The organism is Thermoanaerobacter thermocopriae JCM 7501 (assembly GCF_001310975.1).
Classification (GTDB): domain Bacteria; phylum Bacillota; class Thermoanaerobacteria; order Thermoanaerobacterales; family Thermoanaerobacteraceae; genus Thermoanaerobacter; species Thermoanaerobacter thermocopriae.
Genome location: NZ_BAZY01000003.1, coordinates 117474 through 143874 on the forward strand (window position 1 = coordinate 117474; position 26401 = coordinate 143874).

23 protein-coding genes and 5 pseudogenes are annotated in these 26401 nt (G+C 34.4%); 7 read left to right on the forward strand and 21 right to left on the reverse strand.

The window, feature by feature from the left end; all coding sequences use genetic code 11:
- Positions 1-8: 8 nt before the first annotated feature.
- From JCM7501_RS02235 to JCM7501_RS02305, 16 genes and pseudogenes are all read right to left on the reverse strand, one after another.
- Entirely contained in the window at positions 9-494 is a 486-nt protein-coding gene (locus tag JCM7501_RS02235; protein WP_012994571.1) for a PTS sugar transporter subunit IIA, read from the reverse strand.
- 112 nt (positions 495-606) lie between these two features.
- On the reverse strand, positions 607-2007 hold the full coding sequence (gene nagE, locus JCM7501_RS02240; RefSeq protein ID WP_013149868.1) for an N-acetylglucosamine-specific PTS transporter subunit IIBC: 1401 nt from the start codon (positions 2005-2007) through the stop codon (positions 607-609).
- 320 nt (positions 2008-2327) lie between these two features.
- Positions 2328-3273 (reverse strand): annotated as a pseudogene (locus JCM7501_RS15715) (DUF7916 family protein).
- Positions 3274-3395: 122 nt separating this feature from the next.
- A pseudogene (locus JCM7501_RS15720) lies at positions 3396-5041 on the reverse strand (methyl-accepting chemotaxis protein).
- A gap of 118 nt (positions 5042-5159) precedes the next feature.
- Positions 5160-6454, reverse strand: a pseudogene (locus JCM7501_RS02255) (pyrimidine-nucleoside phosphorylase).
- A gap of 15 nt (positions 6455-6469) precedes the next feature.
- A pseudogene (locus tag JCM7501_RS02260) lies at positions 6470-7638 on the reverse strand (phosphopentomutase).
- A gap of 32 nt (positions 7639-7670) precedes the next feature.
- Positions 7671-8078, reverse strand: a complete 408-nt coding sequence (locus JCM7501_RS02265; protein ID WP_012994565.1) for a cytidine deaminase — start codon at positions 8076-8078, stop codon at positions 7671-7673.
- A 15-nt stretch (positions 8079-8093) separates the two neighbouring features.
- Complete coding sequence (locus tag JCM7501_RS02270) at positions 8094-8819, reverse strand: GntR family transcriptional regulator (protein WP_028991846.1); 726 nt, start codon at positions 8817-8819, stop codon at positions 8094-8096.
- Between the two features lie 15 nt (positions 8820-8834).
- Entirely contained in the window at positions 8835-9755 is a 921-nt protein-coding gene (locus JCM7501_RS02275) for an ABC transporter permease (protein WP_038002062.1), read from the reverse strand.
- Complete coding sequence (locus tag JCM7501_RS02280; protein WP_028991848.1) at positions 9755-10813, reverse strand: ABC transporter permease; 1059 nt, start codon at positions 10811-10813, stop codon at positions 9755-9757. Before JCM7501_RS02280 ends, JCM7501_RS02275 begins: the two co-directional genes overlap by 1 nt.
- Complete coding sequence (locus JCM7501_RS02285; RefSeq protein ID WP_028991849.1) at positions 10813-12342, reverse strand: ABC transporter ATP-binding protein; 1530 nt, start codon at positions 12340-12342, stop codon at positions 10813-10815. Before JCM7501_RS02285 ends, JCM7501_RS02280 begins: the two co-directional genes overlap by 1 nt.
- 59 nt (positions 12343-12401) lie before the next feature.
- Positions 12402-13457 carry a BMP family lipoprotein gene (locus JCM7501_RS02290; protein WP_028991850.1) on the reverse strand — a complete coding sequence of 352 codons (1056 nt, stop codon included), beginning with the start codon at positions 13455-13457 and terminating at the stop codon, positions 12402-12404.
- A gap of 286 nt (positions 13458-13743) precedes the next feature.
- Entirely contained in the window at positions 13744-14385 is a 642-nt protein-coding gene (locus JCM7501_RS02295) for a cyclodeaminase/cyclohydrolase family protein (protein WP_013149857.1), read from the reverse strand.
- A gap of 90 nt (positions 14386-14475) precedes the next feature.
- On the reverse strand, positions 14476-14856 hold the full coding sequence (locus JCM7501_RS13735; protein ID WP_256201027.1) for a helix-turn-helix transcriptional regulator: 381 nt from the start codon (positions 14854-14856) through the stop codon (positions 14476-14478).
- Between the two features lie 140 nt (positions 14857-14996).
- A complete protein-coding gene (locus JCM7501_RS13740; protein ID WP_256201028.1) occupies positions 14997-15572 on the reverse strand; it encodes a response regulator in 576 nt (191 codons plus the stop codon).
- A gap of 10 nt (positions 15573-15582) precedes the next feature.
- Complete coding sequence (locus JCM7501_RS02305) at positions 15583-17268, reverse strand: sensor histidine kinase (RefSeq protein ID WP_256201029.1); 1686 nt, start codon at positions 17266-17268, stop codon at positions 15583-15585.
- 189 nt (positions 17269-17457) lie between these two features.
- On the opposite strand from JCM7501_RS02305, the gene JCM7501_RS16395 reads away from it, so the two are divergent.
- The 7 genes and pseudogenes from JCM7501_RS16395 (at position 17458) to JCM7501_RS02325 (ending at position 22297) form a co-directional block, all read left to right on the forward strand.
- Entirely contained in the window at positions 17458-17670 is a 213-nt protein-coding gene (locus tag JCM7501_RS16395) for a hypothetical protein (protein ID WP_256201030.1), read from the forward strand.
- Positions 17645-18382, forward strand: coding sequence for an ABC transporter substrate-binding protein (locus JCM7501_RS16400; protein WP_457921078.1), 738 nt, complete (start codon positions 17645-17647; stop codon positions 18380-18382). The genes JCM7501_RS16395 and JCM7501_RS16400 overlap by 26 nt, the downstream gene beginning before the upstream one ends.
- Before the next feature lie 17 nt (positions 18383-18399).
- Positions 18400-18477, forward strand: a pseudogene (locus tag JCM7501_RS16405) (extracellular solute-binding protein); the annotation flags it as partial.
- A gap of 60 nt (positions 18478-18537) precedes the next feature.
- Positions 18538-18744 (forward strand): hypothetical protein, encoded by a 207-nt coding sequence (locus tag JCM7501_RS16410; protein WP_256201036.1) that lies wholly within the window; start codon positions 18538-18540, stop codon positions 18742-18744.
- A 72-nt stretch (positions 18745-18816) separates the two neighbouring features.
- Positions 18817-19740 (forward strand): carbohydrate ABC transporter permease, encoded by a 924-nt coding sequence (locus JCM7501_RS02315; RefSeq protein ID WP_013149853.1) that lies wholly within the window; start codon positions 18817-18819, stop codon positions 19738-19740.
- Between the two features lie 189 nt (positions 19741-19929).
- On the forward strand, positions 19930-20583 hold the full coding sequence (locus JCM7501_RS02320; protein WP_256201031.1) for a carbohydrate ABC transporter permease: 654 nt from the start codon (positions 19930-19932) through the stop codon (positions 20581-20583).
- Positions 20584-20626: 43 nt separating this feature from the next.
- Positions 20627-22297: a glycoside hydrolase family 13 protein gene (locus tag JCM7501_RS02325; RefSeq protein ID WP_028991852.1), complete on the forward strand. Its 1671-nt coding sequence runs from the start codon at positions 20627-20629 to the stop codon at positions 22295-22297.
- On the opposite strand, the gene JCM7501_RS02330 is transcribed toward JCM7501_RS02325, so the two are convergent.
- From JCM7501_RS02330 to JCM7501_RS02345, 5 genes are all read right to left on the reverse strand, one after another.
- Complete coding sequence (locus JCM7501_RS02330; RefSeq protein ID WP_054644778.1) at positions 22257-22493, reverse strand: hypothetical protein; 237 nt, start codon at positions 22491-22493, stop codon at positions 22257-22259. The genes JCM7501_RS02325 and JCM7501_RS02330 overlap by 41 nt on opposite strands.
- A gap of 8 nt (positions 22494-22501) precedes the next feature.
- Positions 22502-23398, reverse strand: a complete 897-nt coding sequence (gene ftcD / locus JCM7501_RS02335) for a glutamate formimidoyltransferase (protein WP_028991854.1) — start codon at positions 23396-23398, stop codon at positions 22502-22504.
- Positions 23399-23583: 185 nt separating this feature from the next.
- Entirely contained in the window at positions 23584-24243 is a 660-nt protein-coding gene (locus JCM7501_RS16100) for a methyl-accepting chemotaxis protein (RefSeq protein WP_409373521.1), read from the reverse strand.
- Complete coding sequence (locus JCM7501_RS02340; RefSeq protein ID WP_409373522.1) at positions 24240-25565, reverse strand: methyl-accepting chemotaxis protein; 1326 nt, start codon at positions 25563-25565, stop codon at positions 24240-24242. Before JCM7501_RS02340 ends, JCM7501_RS16100 begins: the two co-directional genes overlap by 4 nt.
- Before the next feature lie 16 nt (positions 25566-25581).
- The gene (locus JCM7501_RS02345) at positions 25582-26181 is read right to left on the reverse strand and encodes an HD-GYP domain-containing protein (protein ID WP_028991856.1); all 600 of its coding nucleotides are present in this window, start codon (positions 26179-26181) and stop codon (positions 25582-25584) included.
- Positions 26182-26401 lie beyond the last annotated feature (220 nt).

Genomic DNA, 26401 nt, shown 5'->3' on the forward strand with positions numbered 1-26401 from the left:
CTCACTTTTCACTTGAGGTATACTCTCATAATCTTTGTCTTTTCAGCTCTTACTTCCTCACCGTCAGGTTCTTTTACAATTTTATCCACTATATCCATATTAGTAATAATAATTGGAGATGTCAATGGGTGTTCTTTTTTAACCAATTCCATATCAAATTTTATCAACTTATCTCCTACTTTGACTTTTTCACCTTCCGAAACAAAACTTTCAAATCCATTTCCTTTCATTTCTACTGTATCCATCCCAATATGAATTAATAATTCTAAACCTTCTTCTGTTTTTAATCCCAAAGCATGTTTTGTAGGAAACAATTGTATAATGGTGCCGTTGACCGGCGAATATACAATACCTTCCGTAGGTTCTAACGCCACTCCATCCCCTACCATTTTTTGTGAAAATACAGGATCTGGCACATCTTCGATTTTTAACAATATACCATTAATAGGAGAATATATATCTACGTATTTTTTCTTTTTAAATATGTTAAACATGTAATCAGCCCTTTCTGTATTTTTTACAATATTTTATTATACCCATATATTTCAAACTTCCTAAAATAATTTTGGTGGCGGCCAGTTTACGGCCGCCTAAAACATTTTTACCTTAAATTTTACCTCCTGCTTTCTTCATGTGTTTTCTCATTTCTTGTGCAATCAAATCAGCTTTTGTACCAACAATTACTTGCAATGCATTTTTGCCCATTCTAATTACACCTGTCGCTCCTAACTTTTTAAGTTTATCATCGTCTATTATTGTATCGTCTTTCACAGTCAAGCGCAACCTTGTTATGCAAGCCTCCAAAGATTGGATGTTTTCTGTTCCACCCAATACTTCTACGTATTGTACAGCAATATTACCAAGTTCTGATTTTGACATGTCTGCATATTGGTCAACAGCTTCTTCCTCTAATCTGCCAGGAGTTGCCAGGTTGAATTTCACTATTATATAGTAGAAAATTACATAGTATATTGCACCATAAATTATACCTATTAGAAGGAGTAAAAGTGGTTTTGTAGCTATACCATAGCTTAAGATATAATCAATGAGACCAGCTGAAAAGCCAAAGCCATCTTTTATACCAAGAACATAAGTTATAGCAAGAGATAAACCCGTCAAAAGAGCGTGTATTACATAAAGTACTGGCGCCAAGAACATAAATGAAAATTCAATAGGCTCTGTAATACCTGTTAGAAATGCTGTAAGAGCTGCACTTATTAACACACCAGACACAGCTTTTCTTTGGTTTGGCTTTGCTGCTGCCCACATAGCCAGTGCTGCTACTGGAAGCCCAAACATCATAATAGGATAAAACCCTGCCATAAATGTTCCTGCTGTTGGGTCGCCTGCAAAGAATCTGTTTAAATCTCCAGTTACAACTTTGCCAGCTGCTGTTTTAAAAGTGCCAAATACAAACCAGACAAGACTGTTTATAACGTGATGAAGTCCAAAAGGAATCAACAGCCTATTGAGTACACCATATACAAATACTCCAAGTACTCCTGCTCCAATTATCCATTCGCCTACAGCATATATGCCATTCTGTATTGGAGGCCATACATATCCCATTGCAAAAGCTAACACAATTGCCACGAAAGCTGTTACAATAGGCACAAATCTTTTTCCACCAAAGAAGCCTAAGAAATCAGGAAGTTTAATATCATGATACTTGTTATACAGATAACCGGCTATGATACCCATTAAAATACCGCCTAAAACTCCCATGTTGATATCTTTGTTTATAGTTGTCGCACCTTTTGTCAGTACAAAATAGCCTACCGCTGCAGCAAGAGCCGCAACCCCGTCCCCTTCTGCAAAACCTATTGCAATACCTATAGCAAAGATGAGGGGTAAATTGTCAAATACCGCTGCACCTGCCTGCATGATAAAAGGAATGTTGAAAACATCAGGTGCTCCAAGCCTTAAAAGCAATGCTGCTGCAGGTAATACAGCGACTGGAAGCATTAAGGCTTTACCAAGTTTTTGAACACTTGCTAACCACTTCATATAAAAACCTCCTTATTTTTATTTTTCAGGCATTTAAACAAAAAGAGCCGGCAAGGTAATAATACCTTGTCCGGCTCATGCCTGCTTTTCCAGTAACACGCCGTAATTTAGTATTCGTTTGCAAATATTATATAATCTATTTTGCAGTTTGTCAATAACTAATTATTGATAATTTCACATATATCTTTAAATCACACCCTCGTTTTTCATTGAATTATTTGAAAAACAATTTATAATTAAAGTTAAGGAATAATAAAAATACATTTAAATTGGAGGTTTCTGATAATGCCATTGCCAAAAGAAGGTAATGTATATACTTATTACTTATTCAAAGAATATGCCATTCTCCTATAAGTATGCCTTACTCCTCTTATAGCAATAGAAAGTGCCATTATGTTTTCAGGAAGTGCCACTCCTGCATATCCTGCATCTCCTATATGCTGTATGTCTGCCCCTGCCATTTTTGATTGAACTCCGATAAATTCTATTGTGCTTTTTTGTGAACCTTCCTGTGAGGTACCAATTGTAGTCATTGCTAAAGCACTTTCCTCATGTATTGCATCTATCTGCCTTTTCGCAAGATTTAAATCAATTCCTGGGACAGTACCAGCGCTGGTATCAAAACACAGTCAGCACCTGCTTTTACAAAATCCTTTAAAATTTTGTCTTCATATATGTTCCCTGAACCAGCACCGTGCATTTTCCCAGCAATGATCATCATATTTTCACCCAAAATCTCTTTTGCTAATTCTATTCCTTTTATTATCGTACTGACACTTACCCCTGTATTGGGATTCCCAGTTATAACGATATAATCAAATCCGTACTCTTTAGCTTTTAAAAGATTTTCTCTATTTAATTTTCGTCCCTCTACATACTTTACTCCTTCAGGAACTGGTTCTATATTTACACCTATAAACCTTCCAACTATCTTTTTGAGTCTCTTAATATAGTCAAAATCCTCTGCGTTTTTGGAAGCTATTTCGACTATTTTTTGTACTTCGGAAGGCCCAGCTGAAAAGTTTATTTCTATGTCGTCTATACCAAAAATAAATGGTTTTTGAAAGTCAAAAAATTCAACGTAATCATATCACTGCCAAAAGCCGCTGCAAGCTCCATGTTTGATACCCCATAGATAAGCGGTGGAACTGTAACAATAGTCTCTGCCATTACCGTCCTTCCTTCGGAAGTTTTGATTGTTTCAATGAGTGTATTTTTGTCCATTCTCTCAATGTCTTTCATTGTAAGCTCAAATATCCTTTTCATAAAAATCCTCCTCTCTAAAAATTAAAAGCTGGCAAGGTATTAGTTACCTTACCAGCTCATGCCTTAACCAGTCGCACGCTGTCTAAGTAAATTATAAGCCATATAGCCGTTGGTGTCAATAACTACAGCTGTTTTACTATATTCGTAATTTTTTGCATATTAGCCTTTTGCTCTTCAGTATATTCAACCTGTTCTTTTATGTGGTCAAGGTTTTTCAAATTATTTTCATCTACTACATTTATCTCAGCCAAAAGTTGCTGAGAAGAAGCCAACAATTCTTCTACTTGTGCAGATATATTTTGTGATGCTGTCATCACATTTTTCATAGCCTGCAGCGTTTGGTTAGAACTTACTGCTGTTTCTTCTGCCGCAACAGAAATTTCACTAATAATATCAGATACTTTATCAAACCCTTCTTTCGTCTGTTCAAAAATATCTAATACTTTATTTACCTCGATGGATGCTTTTGTTGAAGTATCGATGTTTTTGATAACATTATCAACAGTTTCCCTCGTAAATTGGGTAAGAGATTCTATTATTTCTCCTATTCTTTCTACACTTTCTGTAGATTGTGCTGCAAGTTTCCTTATTTCTTCTGCCACAACTGCAAAACCTCTTCCGTTTTCTCCAGCTCTTGCCGCTTCGATTGCCGCATTAAGTGCCAAAAGATTTGTCTGCTCAGCTATATCTGATATTGAATAAAGAATATCTTTTATACCACCCATTCTTTTTTCTAGCTCATTCAATTGTTTTGAAGTATTTTTAGAAGTTTCCAAACTTTCTTGTAAGGATTCAATCAATGATTTAACTTCTTCTCCTTGCCTGTGTGCATTTTCTTCCATTTCTTTGATTTTCATCATTGCTTCATTCATGTCTCTCATAAGTTTATCAGAAACTTGTGACAAATTTTCATTAGTCTCCGAAACCTTAGTAATAGAATCAGCACTTCATTTACATTTTCGGAAATTACGTTAATCCCATTTACTAAATCTTCTAAGCCCTGTTTTGATGAGGTTATATTTGTTGTATTTTCTTCTGATTTGTTTTTTATATCAACGGCATAATTCATGACTTCCTCTGATTGTTTTACTGCCTTATCAATTTCGGAATTTATAAGTTTTGCAAACTTCCTTAACTTCCTCACAATTACAGCTGTGTAAATTAAAATTATCACTATGATTGCAATACTTATACTAAGTGATACGTAAAAATTCTTTTTATTATCTTCTATCATTTGATTGAAATACGGCAAAAAACCTTGAGAATATGTAGAACTAAAATCATTTAAACTGCTTTGAATGTGATTCAAATAATAACCAATAGTTACTACTTTATCACTATCATTAACAGAGTCATACCTTTCAGGTAATTCATTTACTGCTTTCTTTAAGTTTTGAATACCCTCATTAATAGCTGATAAATTTTTTTTAAGGAGTTCATAGTTTTTTGTGTTTTTATAATCATCTAAACTATTTTGAATATTACTTACATACGTCTCTATCGAACTAATTGGTACTCCTACAGAAAAATTTGTCGCATTTCCATGCATGTAATCGTTTAAAGTTTGCTGTATGTTACCGCTTAACACTGCAATTTGAACTTGAGCATTCGACACATTGATTACCTGATTAACTACATATTTTCTTAGATTTTCGATATTCTGAATAGTATTAATAAGGCCTACATTAATTGTAAAAGTTAAAATGACAATAAGGATTCCTATTATTACAAATGAACGTATAAGTTGAGCACGAATAGTCTTTCCCATTTGCATTTCTCCCCTTCTAAAGTGGATTTAGAAAACCTCAATATATATTTATCGGCTTTAATTGATGAAACTTTAATACAAAAAAGCGATTCCTCTCAAGGAAGAATCGCACACTATACTATTCAAATATTAATGTCGGCCTTTCTACAGGCTCATCTGAAAGGAGAATGTATTTTTGATTTCATCAAAAGCCCACTCTAATTTGCTTTCATCATTGGCATATATCGTCGCAATAGGTTCTCCCTTCCTAATTATATCTCCAACTTTTCCCCCTAACATTATTCCAACTGCTAAATCTATTTTGTCTTCTTTTTTCTCCCTTCCGGCTCCTAACTTCATCGCTATAAGACCTAACTCTAAAGCCATTAAGTCTTTTATATATACATTCCTGTCAGCAATCCAAGGTCTTACATACTTAGCCTGTGGTAAAAGTGATACATCATCAACTACTCTTTCATCTCCACCTTGTGCCTTTATAAACTCTTTAAATTTTTGTAGGGCTTTGCCACTGTCAAGTGCTTCTTTTAGTTTTATCCTCGCCTCTTTGTCGTCTTTTGCAACACCTGCAATCTGAAGCATATCAGAGCCTAAAAGCATACATACTTCCAATAAATCTTTAGAGCCGTAACCTTTCAAAACGTGAATAGCTTCTACTATCTCAAGAGCATTTCCTATCGCAAGCCCAAGTGGGTAATCCATATTTGTAACATGTGCAACAGTTTTTCTGCCAACAGAATTACCTATATCTACCATCAATTTAGCAAGTGCTTTGGCTCTTTCTAAATCTTTCATAAAAGCTCCTCTTCCAACTTTTACATCTAATACTATTCCATCTGCACCTGCGGCAATCTTTTTACTCATAATAGAGCTTGCAATAAGAGGAATAGAATCTACTGTTGCAGTAACATCCCTTAAAGCATATAATTTTTTATCAGCAGGGGTGAGATTTTTTGTCTGCCCAATAATAGCAATCCCATATTTATTTACATTGTCGATAAACTCCTCTTCACTGAGTTCTACTCTCATTCCTGGTATTGACTCAAGTTTATCTATCGTCCCGCCAGTATGTCCTAAACCTCTTCCTGACATTTTTGCAACAGGTGCTCCACAGGCTGCTACCATCGGAGCAAGCACCAGCGTAGTAGTGTCAGCCACCCCACCCGTTGAGTGTTTATCAACTTTGATTCCTTTAATAGCTGACAAATCCATCACATCGCCAGAGTAAGCCATAGCCATAGTAAGATGTGCAGTCTCTTCTGGCGTCATTCCTCTAAAATATATAGCCATTGCTAAAGCACTCATTTGATAATCAGGAATATAATCTTTTGTATAAGAAGAGATTATAAAATTAATCTCTTCTTTTGTAAGAACTCCACCGTCTCTCTTTTTCATTATAAGGTCATACATCCGCATAAATTATACCTCCTGTCATAAAGGTAATTCCCTCAAGAAGGATGTGCCATGTTTTGTAGAACCAACCTCGAATACTTCAGCTATTGTAGCAGCAATGTCCGCATATGTGCTTCTTACTCCTAAATTAACTCCATGTTTCATTAAAGGACTATAAACTAATAGTGGGACATATTCTCTTGAATGGTCTGTGCTTTCAGTAGCAGGGTCACACCCATGGTCAGCAGTTATAATGAGCAAATCTTCTTTTGTAAGTTTTTCCATAATTTCTGGAAGTCTGTCATCAAAATTCTTTAGAGCCTTTGCGTACCCTTCAACATCATTTCTATGACCATATAGCATGTCAAAATCAACTAAATTTGTAAAAATCAAGCCATCATTAACTTCATCCATTGCTTTTATAGTAGCTGTAATACCTTCGTCATTGTTTGTCGTATGATTTTTCCCAGTAATTCCTTGCCCAGCAAAAATATCTTCAATTTTCCTATAGCAAAAACTTCATATCCAGCTTCTTTTAACATATCCAGTATGGTAGGTTCAAAAGGTTTGAGAGAAAAATCTCTTCTATTTTCTGTCCTCACGAAATTTCCGGAAGAACCAGTAAAAGGTCTTGCAATTACTCTTCCCACCGCATGGTCACCTTTTAATATTTCCCTGGCAATCTCACAAATTCTATAAAGTTCTACAGGAGGTATGACATCCTCATGGGCTGCTACTTGAAATACACTATCAGCAGAAGTATAAACTATTGGGAAACCTGTTTTTACATGTTCTTCTCCCAACTCTTTTATTATTTCTGTTCCTGAAGCAGGTTTATTCCCCAAAACTTTTCTTCCAATTCTTTTTTCAAATTCTTTGATAATTTCGTCAGGAAAACCATTGGGATAGGTAGGAAATGGTTTGTTAATAAAGAGTCCTGCTATCTCCCAATGGCCTGTAGTAGTATCTTTCCCTGCTGATTTCTCAGCCATTTTGCCATATCCACCAATAGCGTTAGGGTTTTCAGGAACGCTTTTTAGAGGAATTATATTCCCTAACCCTAATTGCCCCATATTAGGAAGTTCGACACCTGTCTTTTCTGTCACATGACCTAAAGTGTTTGAACCTTCATCTCCAAACCTATACGCATCCGGCAATTCTCCTACTCCTACGCTATCCAAAACTATCAGTATGACTCTTTTGAACATTTTACCACCTCTTCTAGGAGCTTATGTTCATATTATTTCTCTAAATCTTTTGAGGTAAAAGCACCTGGCAATAAATCTTTAACAGTGACAACAGCGTAATCGCCTTTCATGTTGCTCAATACTACCACCATGTCCTCTCCACCCAATTCCATCATTACTTGTCTACATGCACCACAAGGAGAGACAGGACCTTCAGTATCTGCAACTACAGCAATTGCTTTTAATTTTCTCTCTCCATTTGCATAAGCGCTAAAAAGAGCCGTTCTTTCTGCACAATTGGTAAGGCCATAAGAAGCATTCTCAATGTTGCAACCTTGATAAGTTTTCCCATCTTCAGTAAGCACACATGCACCTACTTTAAAGTGGGAGTAAGGTACATAAGCCTTCTCCCTTGCTTCTTTTGCTAACTCGATAAGCTTCTCATAATCTTTATGTTCCACCCTATACACCTACTTTCATAATATTCTTTTGCGTATAATATAGAAGTCAAATTTAGAAGCATTAAAATAGTTAGAAGAATAAAGGATTGGCGTATTGTTTTCATCGTAATGCACTTGCTCTAAAAGAAGTATTGAATCATTTTTGTCCATCATCAGTTTTTTCTCAACAACAGGGTCATGCTTTATAACCCTTATATTAGAAATTGCATAAGTTATTGTAATAGAGTGCTCATTTTCAAGGTAAGAAAATACAGATTGTTCAAATCCAGTAAAAGATTCTCCTACAATGCTTTGAGGTAACCTGTCTATGCAATATACAACAGGGACCTCATCTGCTGTTCTTACCCTTTCTACTTTATATATAATATCCCCAGGTTTTAATTTTAAATGATTTGCCTCATTTTCGGTGGCAGGAAGTTTATATACAGTAAAATCTTTTGTACCCGGTACCATCCCTTGCCTTTCAATTAAAGTGGTAACACTAAATAACTCTTCTAATCCACTTTTGATAAGGGGTTTTCTCTTTACAAAAGTTCCTACTCCTTGCTGTTTTATTATAAGTCCTTCCTCCTCTAAAATTCTCATTGCTTCTCTTAAAGTAGCTCGACTAATACCAAATTGCTTGGCAAGCTGTGATTCAGAAGGAAGCTTACTCCCTTCCTTCCACTGCCCTGTCTTTATCAATTCTTCCATTTTCCTTAAGGCGAGCTCATACAGCGGTTTTTTCTCAGGAAGCAGCATCGACATAAAATCCCCCTATTTCTTCGGTGTATATGGTACTCCATCTGCAGCAGGTGGTACGCTCTTTCCACCGACACCAACAAGTGCAAGTATTGTTACTATATAGGGCAACATCATAATTATATTCTTAGAAAATGCCGTATTTTGAAGCTGCATGCTAAGAGCTGTTGCAAATCCAAAGAGAAGTGCAGCTCCAAAAGAGCCAAAAGGCGTCCATTTCCCAAATATCATTGCTGCCAGTGCAATATAACCTCTACCACTTGTCATATCAGGGATAAAACTATTTAACGCACCTATTGACAGATAAGCACCACCCATGGCAGAAAGAATACCACTTAAAGCAACGCCAAGATATCTTAATTTTATGACATTTATACCCGCTGTTTCAGCCGCCTCGGGATTTTCACCAACTGCTCGAAGTCTTAAACCTAAATTTGTGTGAAACAAAAAATAATTTGATATGAATAAAATTATTATCATCAAATATACTATTACACTGTGACCACTTAAAACTTGGCCTAAAAATGGTATACTCTTAATTGCTGGTATATCTAAAGTAGGTAGCATAGGAGTGTCAACAGGAGTTCCTGTAAAACCATATATTGTATTTAAGAGGTATGCCGTAATACCCGATGCAAAAATATTAATAGCCATACCTAAAATTATTTGATTAGCCGTTAAGCTTACAGCCGCCCACGCAAAAATCAAAGCTACTATAAGCCCAACAATCATAGCACCCAAAAGTCCTAACCAAGCACTACCAGTGGCATGAGCAAACACCACAGCAAAAAATGCTGCAATAAGCATAATACCTTCCATTGCTATATTTACAACACCAGACCTTTCAGAAAAGGTACCACCTAGCGCAGGCAATGCCAATGGTGTTGCCATCGCCAAAGTAGCTGCCCAAAGTTGGGGATTTAAAAATATTTCCATTATACTTGCGCCTCCTTTTTGCGGTTTTTCGCAAATTTGTTTTTTATAACCTCTGCTACTCTATGAGCTGCTACAAAGAACACTATAAGCCCTGTAATAACGTCTGCCATTTGACCTGGTACCTGCGCATTGAGCTGCATATACTGCGAACCAGTATCTAAAGCCGCAAACAAAATTGCGGAAAATATAACTCCTAGCGGATTGTTATTTGCAAGAAGCGCTACAACTATTGCTGTATAACCATATCCTGATGTAAAACTATCATAGAGTCTATGCTGTACTCCTAACATCTGAACTGCTCCAGCAAGTCCTGCAAATGCGCCACTTAAACCCAATGAAAGCACCATATTCAGAGGCACATTCATACCCGCGTATCTTGCTGCTCTTTGATTATATCCTACTGCTCTCATTTCAAAGCCCCATGTCGTTTTAAACATAAGCCAATATACGAAAACAGCGGCAATAAGTGCGATAAAAATTCCATAAGAAAGCTGAGTATTCTTAATTAAAACAGGTATAACTGCACTTTCATTAATACGGGGAGATTGAGGAATTGTTCCTCCCTTCTCCATCATAGGCCCAAATTGAAGCAAAAAGTGGCTAAAATATATAGCAATATAGCTCATCATCATAGTAGTTATAACTTCGTTAGCACCGGTATGGGCTTTTGCAAGTCCCGGGATAAGTCCTGCCCAAAGCCCTCCTGCTATCATTGCAGCTATAACTGCAAAAGGTATGTGGATATACCAAGGTAATCCAGTAAAACTATAGCCTACCCAAACACCTACTATTGCACCTATCCAATACTGTCCTTCTGCACCTATATTAAATAGTCCAGCTTTAAAAGATATAGCTACACCTAATCCTGTCAATATAAGGGGCACAGCAGCTGCAAGAGTATTTGCAATATTATTGATTGTGCCAAAAGCACCTATAAACAAAGATATATAAGCAGTTATAGGATTAAATCCTGTAATAAGCATTATAATAGAACCAACTATTATTGCTATAAGCACAGCTGCAGCAGGAATATACAGTTCTTTTAAAAGATTTTTCATTATCTCGCCTCCAATGTCGTCTTATCAAATCGTGAACCAGCCATAAGCATTCCTATTTGTTCTCTTGTGGCAGTTTTGCCGTCCAAAATATCCATAAGCTGTCCATTGTATATAACTCCAATCCTATCTGATAATGACATTATTTCTTCTAGCTCTAATGAAATGAGAAATACAGCAGCACCTCTGTCTCTTAATTCAAGTATTCTCTTGTGGATATATTCTATGGCACCAACATCCATTCCACGTGTTGGCTGAACTGCAATTAAAAGCTTAGGATTGTATCCTACCTCTCTTGCCAAAATAACTTTTTGCTGATTTCCTCCTGATAACCCACGAGCTTTAAGCATGTACTCAGGAGGTCTTATGTCAAACTCCTTAACTTTTCTCTCAGCATTTTCATAAACTTTTTTGTATTGAATTACACCATGACGAGAATAGGTAGAATCCTTATATTCCCTCAAAATTAAATTTTCTGCAATTGTAAAATCCAAAACAAGTCCATCTGCTTGCCTGTCTTGTGGAATATACGATATACCCTCTCTATAAAGCTGTCTTGTAGTAAAATTTGTAACATCTTTTCCGTAAAATAAAATATTGCCTGATTTCTTAGGCCTTAATCCCATTATAGCTTCCACTAATTCTAATTGCCCATTTCCATCAATACCTGCAAGTCCAAAAATTTCTCCTTCGTGTATTTCAAAACTTACATTTTTAACCTTAGGAACGTTCTGCTGGTCAACTACATTTAAATTTTTAACACTTAAAACGACATCACCTGGCTTGTACTCACTCTTTTCTATTCTCAATACTACTTCTCTACCAACCATTAAATTAGCAAGTTCTTGCTCATTCGTTTCTTTTGTGTTCAAAGTACCAACAGTTTTACCTCTTCTCATAACAGTAACTCTATCAGAAATTTCTAATACTTCTTCTAACTTGTGACTTATAAATATTATAGACATACCTTGTTTTACAAGTCCTCTCATTATTTCAAATAATTTTTCTATTTCCTGAGGAGTAAGCATAGCTGTTGGCTCATCAAGTATCAAAAGTTTCGCTTTTCTATAGAATGCTTTTAAAATCTCAACTCTTTGCTGAAGACCGACAGACAAATCTTTTACTTTCGCTTCAGGCTCTATTTCTAAGTGATATTTTTTTGAAATCTCTCTTATAAGTTCATTTGCTTTTTTTCTATCATAAGTTATACCCTTAGGCTCCGCTCCTAATACAATATTTTCTGCAACTGTCAAAACAGGAATAAGCATAAAATGCTGATGTACCATTCCTATGCCTTTTTCAATAGCTTCATGAGGACCACTTAGATTAAGTTCTTCACCATCAAAAATAAGCTTACCTGAATCCGGTTTATATAAGCCGTATATAATATTCATTAAAGTGGATTTACCAGCACCATTTTCTCCAAGTATAGCGTGAATTTCTCCTTTTTCAACTGTAAGATTGACATTGTCATTTGCTACAACCTTAGGAAACACTTTCGTAATATTTTTTACTTCCAATATGGCACTCATACTCCTACCTCCAAAAAGGGGCTGAACAGTATTCAGCCCCGGTTTTTTATGGTTTTAGTTTATTTTGAAACTTTGTCAGATACTGTTATCTTACCGTCTTTTATATCTTGTGCTAACTGATTAACTTTATCTATGATAGATTGTGGAACATCTTTATTCACTTTACCTATTCCAACACCATCATTCTTTAAGTCAAAATATACAATACCACTCTTAAAGTTGCCATTTAAAGTATCTTTTATAACATCATATGTTGCAACATCAACTCTTTTTACCGCTGATGTCAAAACATGATCAGGAGCTAAATAGCTTTGGTCTGCGTCAACACCAATAGCATACACGTTTTTCTCTTGAGCTGCTTTTATTACACCCTCGCCAGTACCACCAGCAACTTGGAAGACGATTTCTGCTCCTTGGCTTATCTGTGTCAAAGCCATTTGTTTACCTGTTGCTGGGTCATCGAAATTATTTGTATAATTGAGTAGAATTTTTATGTCCGGATTTACAGCTTTTGCACCTTGTTGATAACCAGCAATAAAGCGATCAACTGGTGGGATTTGCATTCCGCCAACAACACCTATGGTGTTTGTACCTTTTACCTTACCAACTTTTTCTTTTTCCATTAGTCCAGCCATAGCGCCTACAAGATAGCCAACTTGCTCTTCCTTAAACATAGCTGATGAAACGTTAGGCCTGTCCGTTATTTCTGAGTCAATTATTAAAAATTTTGTGTCGGGAAATTTTTGTGATACCTCTTCAACAGCATCGTGCATCATAAAACCTACTGCAATTACTAAATTATAACCTTGTTGTGCAAAATTTGATAAGTTTGGTACATAATCTTCCATTTTCTTGGATTGTATTACGTTTACTGTAATACCTAATTCCTTAGCAGCTTTTTGCAATCCTTCATAAGCCATTTGGTTAAAACTGCGGTCATTAATACCACCAACATCCGTAACTAACCCTACTCTAAAATCTTTGTTTTTAGTTTCTTGTGTGGCCTCAGGCTGTGTACCTTCTTGTTTTGTCCTTGAAGAACATCCTGATAACAGAACTGAAACCGATAACACTATAATTAACACAAATGCTAAAACAATACGCCACTTCTTCATCATATAACCTCCCATAAAAATTTTTTTGTTACCGTTTACTACTTATATAAGTAGTAAACATATAGACTTGTCTGACATCTAACTTTATTATAACTTTATTAATCGCTTGTTACAAATTCTAAAATAAATTATTTTAGTAACCTCTTTTATAGATATCTTTTAAAATCTTCTCTTTTCTTTATATTTCGGTAGCAACAATTTTTTATGCAAAATTTAAAGCTTATTTTAAGAACTTTTGGCAATATTGGTTTAAATATAGCATAAAATTAAGAGTGCTCATCGCACTCTATCCCGAAATTTTATTTAAAACTTTATTTACAATTTCATCCCTTATATTTTTGTATTTTGCCAAAATCTCATCACATTCTTTATTTGCACTTTCAGTAATTTCTCTATCTTTAATGTAGGGAATATTCACCTTAACATTTAAAACAGCTCCCTCTATTGCTGCATATAGTAGAATCGCCCCAACTGCCGCATCAGATATGGCATTAGGATTTCCGTATTCCGCAATCAACATCGTCGGGGTAAAAGCTTCTCCACATAATCTCGCAAGTTTTAAAGGAACATTCATAGCATTAATATAAGCTTTTTGAAGCGCTTCGCTCCTTATTTTTCTATTTTCTTCAGTATCTTTTGGCATCTTAAGCGCTTTTATCACTTCGTCATAAGCTACAGTATCTTCATCAATAAGTTTTACATACTCAGCAAGAAGTCGCCTACATATACTAAGCCCTTGTTGAATTTTTTCTTTGATGTCATCAGTATAATCTTCGTAAAATTTCCGCCCTATTGTAAGGTTATAAACCATAGAAGAAAGGGCAATCCCAAGACTTGCTGATACCGCCGCAACACTTCCCCCACCCGGTGTTGGTGACTCCGAGGCCACTTTTTCAATATACTCCTTTAATGAATCATTAATTAACATAAGATCATCTCCCTCTCTGTGTATATACTTTCCCACCACTACCTATTATACCAATGAGATATAATTTTCGTAATACAACATAAAAAATTGTTACAATATTTTTTCTCTATACTCTTTTGGAGTAAAACCTGTTATGTTTTTAAAAACTTTGCTAAAATAGTGTTGATCAGTATATCCAACTGCTTCGGCTACTTCGTAGATTTTAACCTTTACATCTTTTAAAAGTTCCTTTGCTTTTTCAATCCTGCAAGCAGTTAAATAATCTGAAAATGTGACACCCATTTCACTTTTAAATAAAGTACTTAAATAATTTGGGGTTATATACAATTTTTCAGCGATGCTATTCAAAGAAATATTTACATCACTATAATTTTCTTGTATTAGTTTGATAGCCTCATCAATTAATTTCCTATTTTTAGAATTTTTAGTAAGAGAAACATATTCACATACTACTTCTATTATATTTCCCATCCATTCTCGAAGGTTTTCTTTGGTAGATAATTCGGAAATTTGCCTCCAAGGGTCCGTTTCTTTAAATAAAATATCTGCATTTTCTCCAATTTCTATAAGCGACCGCGTAATAACTGCAACAAGCTCTAACCCCCATCTCTTTATAAATCTTCTGTATAATTTTTGTCGCGAAATTCATTCCAAATCTCGTTAAAAATATTAAGAGCCAAATCTTTATCTCCCCGTTTTATCGCTTTTGATAATTTCTCTTCCAATTTTAAAGGATATTTATAATATTCTGCTTTAAAAAATTTCAAGTCTTCTTTGTTCAAGGATGGTAATGGTTCCTTTTTTTTGTCCAATAATTCTTTTCTTTTTAAAACCGCTCGTCTTACAGTTTCTTTTAGCGTGTCAATGTCGATAGGCTTTAAAATATAATCAAAGGCTCCTAACCTTATAGCTTGTTGAGCATATTTAAAATCATCATATGCACTTAACAAAATTACCACAACTAGAGGATCAATCTTTTTAACTTCCCTTGTAAGTTGGAGGCCATCCATAAAGGGCATACGTATATCCGTTAAAATTATATCAGGTTGTTCTCTGTTAAACACATGAAGAGCACTTTTTCCATTAGCTTCGCAACCTACCACGCGTAAATCCAGTTCCTGCCAATTAACATTATTTTTAAGCCCTTCCCTTACAATTGGCTCATCATCTACAATTAAAATTTTCATAAAATCCACCTCACAAAACAGCAGGAATTACAATCCGGGCAACAGTATTGTTATCTATTACTTGGTAATAAAGTCCATACTCTTCCCCATAATATAACTTAATCCTTTCATTAACATTCTGTATTCCATAACTGTCTTTATCCTCTGACGGCGAATCCAATAGTTTATTTACCACATCCAAATCTATAGGATTACCATTATTTATGACCTCAAATACAATTTTTCCATCACCTAAATAACCGTTAATCAAAATTTTTCCTTTTCCTTCATAAGTCTCTATCCCATGAATTATTGCATTTTCAACAAGAGGTTGTAAAATTAACTTTATCGTCTTGTAGTGTAAAATTCTTTTATCTATATTAAAACTCACCTCAAATTTATCTTTAAATCTGATTTTTTGAATTGTAATATAGCTTTCGACATGCTTAAGTTCTTTATCAACAGTAGTTACATCATTCCCTTTATTAATGCTGTATCTCAAAATTGATGCTAAAGAATTCACAATCTTACTTATTTCAGGTGCATTGTGCTTTACTGCCAACCAATTTACAGTATCAAGTGTATTGTATAAAAAATGCGGATTTATCTGTGCTTGCAAAGCCTTTAATTCCGCGTCTTTTTCCTTTATTTTTGATAAATACACTTCATGTATAAGTTCATTTATCCTTTTTATCATGTAGTTAAAACTTGAATATAATACTCCTATTTCTCCATCCCAGTTTTCTTCAACACTTATGTTGAAATTTCCTTTCTCAACTCTTTTCATTTCAGTAGCAAGTTTTATTATTGGCTGTGAAATACTGTATGAAAAATAGAGAGAAATTAAGGCTGCAATTACAACACTCAAAAGCGCAGTAAGATAGATAAAATTTCTTATCATCTTAGCTTTTTCATTAAGTTCATTCAGAGGTATCATACCGACAAGTTTCCACCCATTTTGAGGTAGAGTATTGTATATAACCATTATTTTATTACCATTCATAGTAATAAAATTACTTCTAGAACTGCTATTGTATAATTTAGTGGTATAAGGATATAAAAAGCTTTTGTCTTCAGAATATATCAGCTCTCCTTTGTCATCAACGAGATACACCTTTCCAGTTTTTCCAAGGTGTATATCAGATATTATTGAAGCAATTTTTGACATATCCATATCTACAGAAATAACTGCTATAGGTTTAGTAAAATTTTTTACATCGAAAACCAACCTCGAAACAGAAATCATTTGTTTCCCAAAATCATTGTTTATATACCAGTACAACCTGCCATTTAGCTGTATAGTTTTTTTATACCATTCTTTATCTTCTACTACTTTTGAAGACATCACATCATTTTGTTCTAATCTCATTGGGTATTGATTTTTACGCAAAGCAAAAATCTCTATAGAAGAATAATTTTTATTAAATATTCCAGGATATAATATACTGTTCCTAATAGCTGTAACTTCTCTGTTTATTTGAAAAGGAGTTTCTTTGTCATTGCGTGACAAATTATATTGAAGTTCCTTATTCATCGAAATATAAAGTATAGTATTCTTCATATTTTCTAGCATCTTTGATATGTTTTTATTAGCTTGATTTAAAGTCTGAAAAGTACTCTTTCTTACCTCTTCATTTATATATCTTGATGTAATATTACCTGTTATCGCTGCCACCATTACAAGCGGTATAACTATTATTAAAATATATGAAAGCAAAATTTTTATATAACATAAAAACCACCTTTATAAAATATTTCAACGAAATAAATCAATTACCTCCCTTACACATAAAAGTTTATAAAAAACTACACAAAATATTAAAAATATCACATTATTTTTGCAACCGATTTCTTATATAATTATTATACAACATCAAAACTATATTTAGTTAAGGAGGAGTTTTTGATGGGTAAAAAAAATAAAATCCTGACCTTAATAGTTTCGCTGGCACTAATAGTAACTTTAATTGCTGGTTGTGGTTCTAACACGAGCTCGTCCACTTCAAGTAATACTTCTAAAGACGAACCAGTTACAATTACTTATTCTGCAGGTAAAGATTCCACACCAGCTACTCAAAAATTAATTGAAGCTTTTGAAAAAAAAATATCCAAATATTAAAGTCAAATTTCAAGAACTACCCAACTCTACAGATGATCAACATAATTCATATGTCACTGCATTGTCAGCAGGAGATTCAAGTATCGATGTTTTAGCAATGGACATTATTTGGACACCTGAATTTGCTGCTGCTGATTGGTTACTTCCATTAGATGATAAATTTACAGAAGAAATGAGAGAAAAGTTTTTACCGGGACCCGTTGAAGCGGTAACATATAATGGCCATGTGTGGGCAGTACCAAGATTTACAGACGCAGGAGTTCTCTATTATAGAAAAGATATCATAGATACTCCTCCGAAAACTTGGGATGAATTAATTCAAATGTCAAAAGAAAATGTTGGTAAAGGTGGTACTAAATATGGAATAGTATTTCAGGGCAATCAATATGAAGGTTTAGTTTGCGATGCTTTAGAACTTATAGGAAGCAATGGTGGAAGTGTTCTTGAAGGAGACAAAGTGACAATAAACACACCACAAGCAGTAGCAGGACTTCAATACCTGATAGATTTAGTAAAGATCGCTCCTCCAGGTGTAACAACGTATCAAGAAGAAGAGGCAAGGAATGTATTCCAACAAGGTGAAGCAATTTTTATGAGAAACTGGCCTTATGCATGGTCTTTAGTAAATGGAGATGATTCCCCAATAAAAGGTAAAGTAGGTATAGCTCCAATTCCAAAAGGAAAAAACGGCCAAGCTGGAACCCAGTTTTAGGGGGATGGAATCTCGGTATAAACAAATACTCAAAACATCCTGAAGAAGCATGGAAATTTATAGAATTTGTTACAAGTGAAGAAGGTCAAAAGATAACCGCTTTAGAAGGCGGCAATCTCCCAACAATAAAATCTTTATATCAAGATGAAGAAGTTTTGGCAAAAAATCCTTATTGGGCAGATTTTTATAATGCATTCATAACAGCTAAGCCAAGACCTGTATCTCCTTTTTATCCTCAAATGTCTGATTCAATGCAAATTAACTTTCATAAAGCTTTGACAGGAGAAATAACGGCACAGCAAGCTATACAAAATATAGAAAAAGATTTGAACGACATAATTAAAAATGAAGGTAAAAAGTAAACTTAATGTACTTCTTCATACAAATCCAAAGTGGCAGCTCTCGCTGCCACTTAATATAAAGAAGGTGATAACGTGGTAGAACAAAAAAATTTAACATCCCCAACTAAACAATCTAAGTACCAACTAAGTGAAGCCGCATTGGGATATATATTAGTTGCTCCAGCATTATTATGTATTATTGCAATAGCTTTATATCCTGTATTAAATACTTTTAAACTGAGTCTTTATTATATGAAACTTCAACTTCCTGGATTGACTCATTTTGTGGGATTTCAAAATTATGTTGCATTATTTCATGACCCAAGATTTTGGTCAGCAACTTCAAATACAATTGTTTTTACAGTTGTATCTGTAGCACTGGAGTTAGTGCTCGGAATGATAATGGCACTTTTGATGAATAAAAAATTTAAAGGTACGGGATTGGTAAGAGCTGCCGTGTTGATTCCATGGGCAATACCCACTATAGTATCCGCCCTCATGTGGAAATTCATTTATAATGACCAATTTGGTGTACTGAATGATATTTTAATGAAAACGGGCTTGATTGATAGTTACAGAGCTTGGTTGGGTAGCCCTTCTTTAGCAATGGGATCAGCTATATTTGCAGATGTATGGAAAACTGCACCTTTCATGGCATTATTATTGCTTGCCGGACTTCAAAACATATCTCATGACCTTTATGAGGCGGCAAAAGTAGATGGTGCAGGAAGTATAAGGCAATTTTTTAGTATCACTTTACCATTGTTAAAACCTACAATTTTAGTTGCCCTCATATTTAGAACATTAGACGCTTTTAGAGTGTTTGACCTCATTTTCGTAATGACAGGAGGAGGACCAGGAAACTCAACAGAAACCCTTTCAATATATGCATATAAGACCCTTTTTAGGAACCTCGATTTTGGAATCGGTTCTGCAATAGCCGTTATAATATTTGTTTTTGTGTTCATTTTTGCAATGATCTATATAAAACTTTTAGATAAAAACATTTTAGAATGAGGTGAAAAAATGAAATTTAAAAATACTGCAAACCAAATCGTATTTTATGTGTTTTTAATAATATTTCTCGTGTATATAATTTTCCCTTTTTTATGGCAATTACTTACATCATTTAAAACTCCGCAAGAACTGTTCAGTATTCCTCCAACCTGGATTCCAAGTAAAATTTATACGGGATATTATATAAATGTGTTTACTAAACGCCCTTTTTTAACCTATTTGAAAAATAGTTTTATTGTTGCTTCATCTACCACTCTGTTTAGCCTTTTTGTTTCTTCTTTTGCATCATATGCTTTAGCAAGACTTAAATTTAAAGGAAAAGCGATAATACTTTCTTTAGTTTTATCTGTATCTATGTTTCCTGGAATCGCTATCGTTAGCCCCTTATTTCTATTTCTTAGAAAAATAAATTTATTGAATAGTTACTTAGGACTTATATTAACATACACTACTTTTGCAATTCCTCTTTCTTTGTGGATTTTAACTTCATTTTTTAAAGAAATTCCTTTTGAACTTGAGGAATCCGCAAAAGTAGATGGTGCTACTCCTATGCAAGCATTTTTAAAGATAATAATGCCTCTTGCTACACCAGGTATGTTTACAACTGCTATTCTCACGTTTATAGCTGCATGGAATGAATTTCTATTTGCTCTTGTATTTAACACACAAGACTCAATGAGAACAGTCCCCGTCGGTATTGCTATGTTTCCTGGAGAACACGACCTCCCTTGGGGAGATATTGCAGCAGCATCTGTTGTTGTAACAGTGCCCCTTATAATAATGGTCCTCTTATTCCAAAAGAGAATAATATCTGGATTAACTGCTGGTGCAGTAAAGGGATAAAACAGAACATAACACGATAAAAGAGAAAGGAGTGTCTTAAGTAATGCAAAGAAAATGGTGGAAAGAGGCAGTTGTATATCAAATATATCCTCGCAGTTTTTATGATACAAATGGTGATGGAATTGGAGATTTACAAGGCATAATAACTAAACTTGACTATTTAAAAGAACTTGGAATTGATGTTATTTGGCTAAACCCAATTTACCAATCGCCAAATGCAGATAACGGTTATGATATTAGTGACTATTATGGTATTATGGACGAGTTTGGAACAATGTCAGATTTTGATGAGCTTTTAAGCCAAGCACACAAACGAGGTATAAAGATTGTAATGGATTTGGTTGTAAACCATACATCAGATGAGCATAAGTGGTTTTTAGAATCAAGAAAATCAAAGGATAATCCATATAGAGAGTTTTATTTTTGGAAAAAGGGCAAAAATGGCCGTCCACCTAACAACTGGACATCATTTTTCAGTGGCTCTGCCTGGGAATATGACCCACTAACCAATGAATATTACCTACATCTTTTTGCTGTCAAACAACCAGATCTAAACTGGGATAACCCTATGGTCAGACAAGAGATATACAAAATGATGAAATGGTGGCTTGACAAAGGTATTGATGGGTTTAGAATGGATGTTATAAATCTAATCTCAAAAGTGGAAGGATTACCAGATGATATACAAGGCGAAAGGCAGGGTGGCCTTGTTGGCGCAAAATATTACGCGAACGGTCCCAAGGTTCATCAATACTTGCAAGAAATGAACAAAGAAGTTTTAAGCAAGTATGACATCATGACCGTTGGTGAAACACCATTTGTAACCCCTGAAATTGCAAAATTATATGTGGAATATGACAGAAATGAATTAAACATGTTATTTCACTTTGAACTCATGGACATTGACTGCGGTAATAGCAAATGGGATATAAAACCATGGAAGCTTACAGATTTCAAGAAAATCATGTACAAATGGTACTTAGCGTTAAAAGATAAAGGCTGGAATTCGCTATACTTGAACAATCATGATCAACCAAGAATGGTCTCACGTTTCGGAAATGATAAAGAATACAGAGTAGAATCAGCAAAACTTTTGGCAACATTTCTTCATACATGGCAAGGAACGCCGTATATCTATCAAGGTGAAGAGATTGGTATGACGAATTGCAAGTTTGAAAGCATTGATGAATTTAGAGATATAGAAACCCTGAATTGGTATAACGATATGAAAAAGCAAGGAAAAAGCGATGAGAAACTTTTAGATATTTTGAACAAGCGCAGTCGAGACCATGCGAGAACACCAATGCAATGGGATGATACTAAAAACGCAGGTTTTACCACAGGTATACCATGGATTAAGGTAAATCCTAATTATAAAGAAATAAATGTAAAAAAAGCATTAGAGGATAAAAATTCTATATTTTATTATTACAAGAAGCTAATTGAGCTTAGGAAAAAATACCCTGTTATTGTATACGGCGATATCACTATGCTATATGAGGATGATGAAAAAATCTTTGCATATACAAGAAGTTACGGCAATCAAAGGCTTTTGGTTGTGCTGAACTTTTCAGAAGATAATGTTAATTTTGCTGTACCAAAGGAGATGTTCACTAACTCCCCTCAGCTTTTAATAAGCAACTATCCAGTTAATGATAATATTCAAGAAAAAGTTATTTTAAGACCATATGAAGCAAGGGTATATAAAATATGAAGCTTAAAAAAATCCACAGTATGTGCTGTGGATTTTTGTTAGGTGATTTCCCTGCCGCTAAAATTTTTCCATCTTTTATTGCAATATAAGCATCTTCAATCTCCTCTACCTTCTCCATGTCACTCCCACACAGAGGACGATTGTCAAGATGTGCATAAATTTTCTTAATGTTGTATATTAACAAATCTGTTCCCATTTTAAACCTCATTCGTATATTTTATTCTCTAAAACCATATTTTCAGAAAAGTTCTCTATCCTTAAATAATAATTTGCCACATCAAACAAAGCTTTTGCTGGCACAAGCCCTATAATTTCACTACCTATGACATTTACCCCATACCTTTCAGCTTCTGCTTTAATTGTTTCAAAAACTCTGTAAATAGGTGTTTTATTAAAATCAGTAAGATTCATTGACACCTGCACAATTCCTCTTTCTTTTAAGTTTACTCCTATCGCCTTAACATACCTGTAACCACCGCTTGAAAATCTAATAGCTTTAGCAATTTTATTAGCTATTTCAATGTTGTCTGTAGCAAGGTTGACATTATAAGCTATGAGAAAATTTCTTGCACCAATCACTGTTGCACCGCTTTTTGGATTCATTTCCTGCGGACCAAAATCAGGCTTCCACTCAGGCTGCTTTATCTTTTCAAAAAAGTTTTCATACTCTCCTCGCCTTATGTTCTCCAGATTTTTTCTTTCAGGAGTTGTAGCTGCTTCCTCATATAAATACACTGGTATATTAAGCTCTTTTCCAACTCTTTCTCCAACTTCCCTCGCAATTTGCACACATTCTTCCATTGTAACATTTTTAACAGGTATAAAAGGCACCACATCTGTTGCTCCAATCCTAGGATGCTCTCCTTTATGATATCTCATATCAATTATCTCTGAAGCTCTTTTAATAAGCTTAAAAGCTGCTTCTTTTACTCCTTTTGCATCGCCACAAAAAGTTATGACAGTCCTGTTGTGGTCCTTGTCTGAAGAATAGTCTAAAAGCTTTACCCCTTCCGTAGATACTACCTCTTTGACAAGCTGTGCTATTTTTTCTTGATCTTTTCCTTCACTAAAATTGGGAACACATTCAATTATTTGGTTCATCTATTTTCTCACCCTTTCTAAAGTCATTTTGGTATATGCCCTTTTCATTAAAAGATGGTCGCTATTAAATCTTTTTACAATATATTTTAGTTACCCGTAAGTTTTGAATTTATAACATATTATATTTCTATTTAGCATATTAAAAATCCTGCTGACATTATTTAAAAAAGCGGGAATTCTCCCGCTTACTCAACCTTAAACTGCTTAATTGCTTCTATAAGCGTATTGGCATAATTTTTAAGTTCGTTTGCTGTTGAAGCCATTTCCTCCACAATTGCTGATTGCTCCTCTGAAGTTGCTGATACTTCTTCCGCTGATGCTGCAGCCTCCTCTGATACCGCTGCTATGTTCTGGATTGAATCAACTATTTTGTTCTTGTGGGATTCTATCTCTTTTAAAGATTTATCAAGATTGTCAATTTTTTCTACTATGAAATTCACTGCATGAAGTATTCCTTCAAATACATCCTTTGTGGTATTGACTGCATTGCTTTGCTCTTCTATTGATTTTGTTGAATCTTCTACTGTCTTGTAAGTATTGTTAATAGTGCTTTGTATTTCAGATATTAAGTTTGCTATGTTTCTCGCCGCTTGTGAAGACTGCTCTGCCAATTTTCTTACCTCATCTGCTACGACTGCAAAGCCTCTCCCTGCCTCTCCTGCTCTCGCTGCCTCTATTGCTGCGTTTAGAGATAAAAGATTTGTCTGGTCTGCTATTCCTGTTATTGTCTCTACAATTTTGCTTATTTCCGTAGATTTTTCTAAAAGATAATCTGTGGATTCTTTTACATTGTTATTAGCTTCTACTGTCAGTTGTGTCTTTTTGATTAAGTCATCTATAATCATAAGCCTTCGTTAGATACCATGCTGACATTTGATACTTCTTGGTTTATTTCATCAGCGTTCTTAATGGATTTGTCAATCAATTGTCCAAGTAAGAAAGTGGCATTAGCGCTCTCCTCTGTTTCTTTTGCTTGGCTGGATGCCCCTTGCGCAATTTCTTCAATAGCTTTTGCAACGTCTTGAGTAGCTTGTGCTGCTTGTTCAGAAGCAACAGCCATGTTTTCAGCCGAATGATTTACAGATTCTGATACACTTTTTATATCAAAGATAAGCTTTTTTATTCCTTCAATCATTGTATTGAAGCTGTTTGCTAATATTCCTACTTCATCTTTTGCTTTTACATCAGCTTTAACAGTAATATCTCCTTTAGCTGCTAAAGACATAGCAGTGACCACTCTCTTGATGCCTGAAGATATTGAATTTGTAAAGAAATAAGTTACCAAAAAGCCAATGAGTAATACTATTATACTCACAGTAATTACAAAATTGCGCATTTTCATGACATCTGTTGTTAGCTCACTATCTTCCATTGTAACTACTGCTTTCCACCCAAAGCTGTCAAGATTTCTTACACTAGCAAATTTATATGTATTTCCTGAAACGTAATGTATAGTAGTATTATTGAGATTTAGCAATTTTTTCCCAAAGTCATATTTTTTTACAGAAGTAAATAATTGCTTTGCGTCTGGATGAGAAATGACAGTTCCATCTTTTGTGATTATGTATATGTAGCCTGAGTTGCCGATTTTAATGCTGGATAAATTTTTAGAAAGCTGTTCTAAACTTATGTCAATTCCCAATACGCCTAATAATTTACCATCTGAATTCCTAACCGCCTTTGCTATAGTTATCATAGGTACTTTTGTACCAAAATTTTGATATGGATCTGTCCATACAATACTTTCTCCTGCTTTTTCGGCATCTTTATACCAAGGTCTTTCTGTTGGATCATAGTCTTTTAAGCTGGGATCAGGAGGATATAAAATATACTTTTTGTCAGGCGTTCCAAAGTACACATACATTGCATCTGGCATAGATTTTTTTACTTCTTCTAATTCTCTAAGCACTGCCTCATCTGAGGTACTGCTTCCATCATAATTCATTATAGTATCTGATTCAGATATCATGAGAAGTGTTGATTCTGTATTTTGTTTAAAATAACTTATATGCTTGTTTAAAACATTCAAAGCTGCCTGATTGGAATTGTTTATTTTAGATTTAAGAATACTTTCTGCAATATTTGTAGAAAAATATCCGGTTATGACAAGAGGAATAAATATAACCAAGATTGTAAACACCAAAAGTTTCGTTCTAATACTTTTCATTTGTTACCCTCCTATATTATATAGAAATGAAGCGTTGTTGTTTTTCCTTTTTCTCCCACAAGACTTCTTCCAGTGCTTCTACGATTTTGTAATTATATTTTTGTGATTGGGTTTTTAGTTCAAATATTGCCTCCTGTATATTTCTTAATCTTTTTTCATTATAAGGCCTTCTTGTAGTCATTGCATCAAAAGAGTCACAAATTCCTATTATTTGCGCACTTAAAGGAATAATACTGACACCAAAAGGATAACCGGAACCATCCAGCCTTTCATGATGGTAAAGTACACCCGGGACGAGATCTTTTAGTGAAGGAAAAATTTTCAACATTTCTGAACCATAAGTTGGATGTATTTTTACAAACTCGTATTCTAACTCTGTAAGCGAGCCAGCTTTGTCTAAAATGGTGACAGGTACTAATACTTTTCCAATATCGTGTAATAATCCCCCCTTACAGTTATAAATCTGCTCATCTTTAGGTAATTCTAATTTTTTAGAAACTAAGTAAGTAAGTTTTGCAACCCTTATACTATGTAAATAAGTCGTATAATGATAATGTTTCAAACTCGTTATTAAATGCTTTATTAGATAATACTCATTGTAATTGTATACTTCCACCGTTTCCCCTTCTTTTCGACATAATTTGACAAGAAAAATTATACCATTTGTTTCTTCTAATGTCAATTTTAAAAAAGTTTCAAAAAAAAAAAAAAAAAATACAGTTTTTTTAATCAATTTTTTTTGACAATCACTCTTTTAAAAAATAGTATACTGAACTATTGTTATCCTAATTTTATTTGATTTTGATGGAGAAACCAATAAATTTTTTTGATATGAA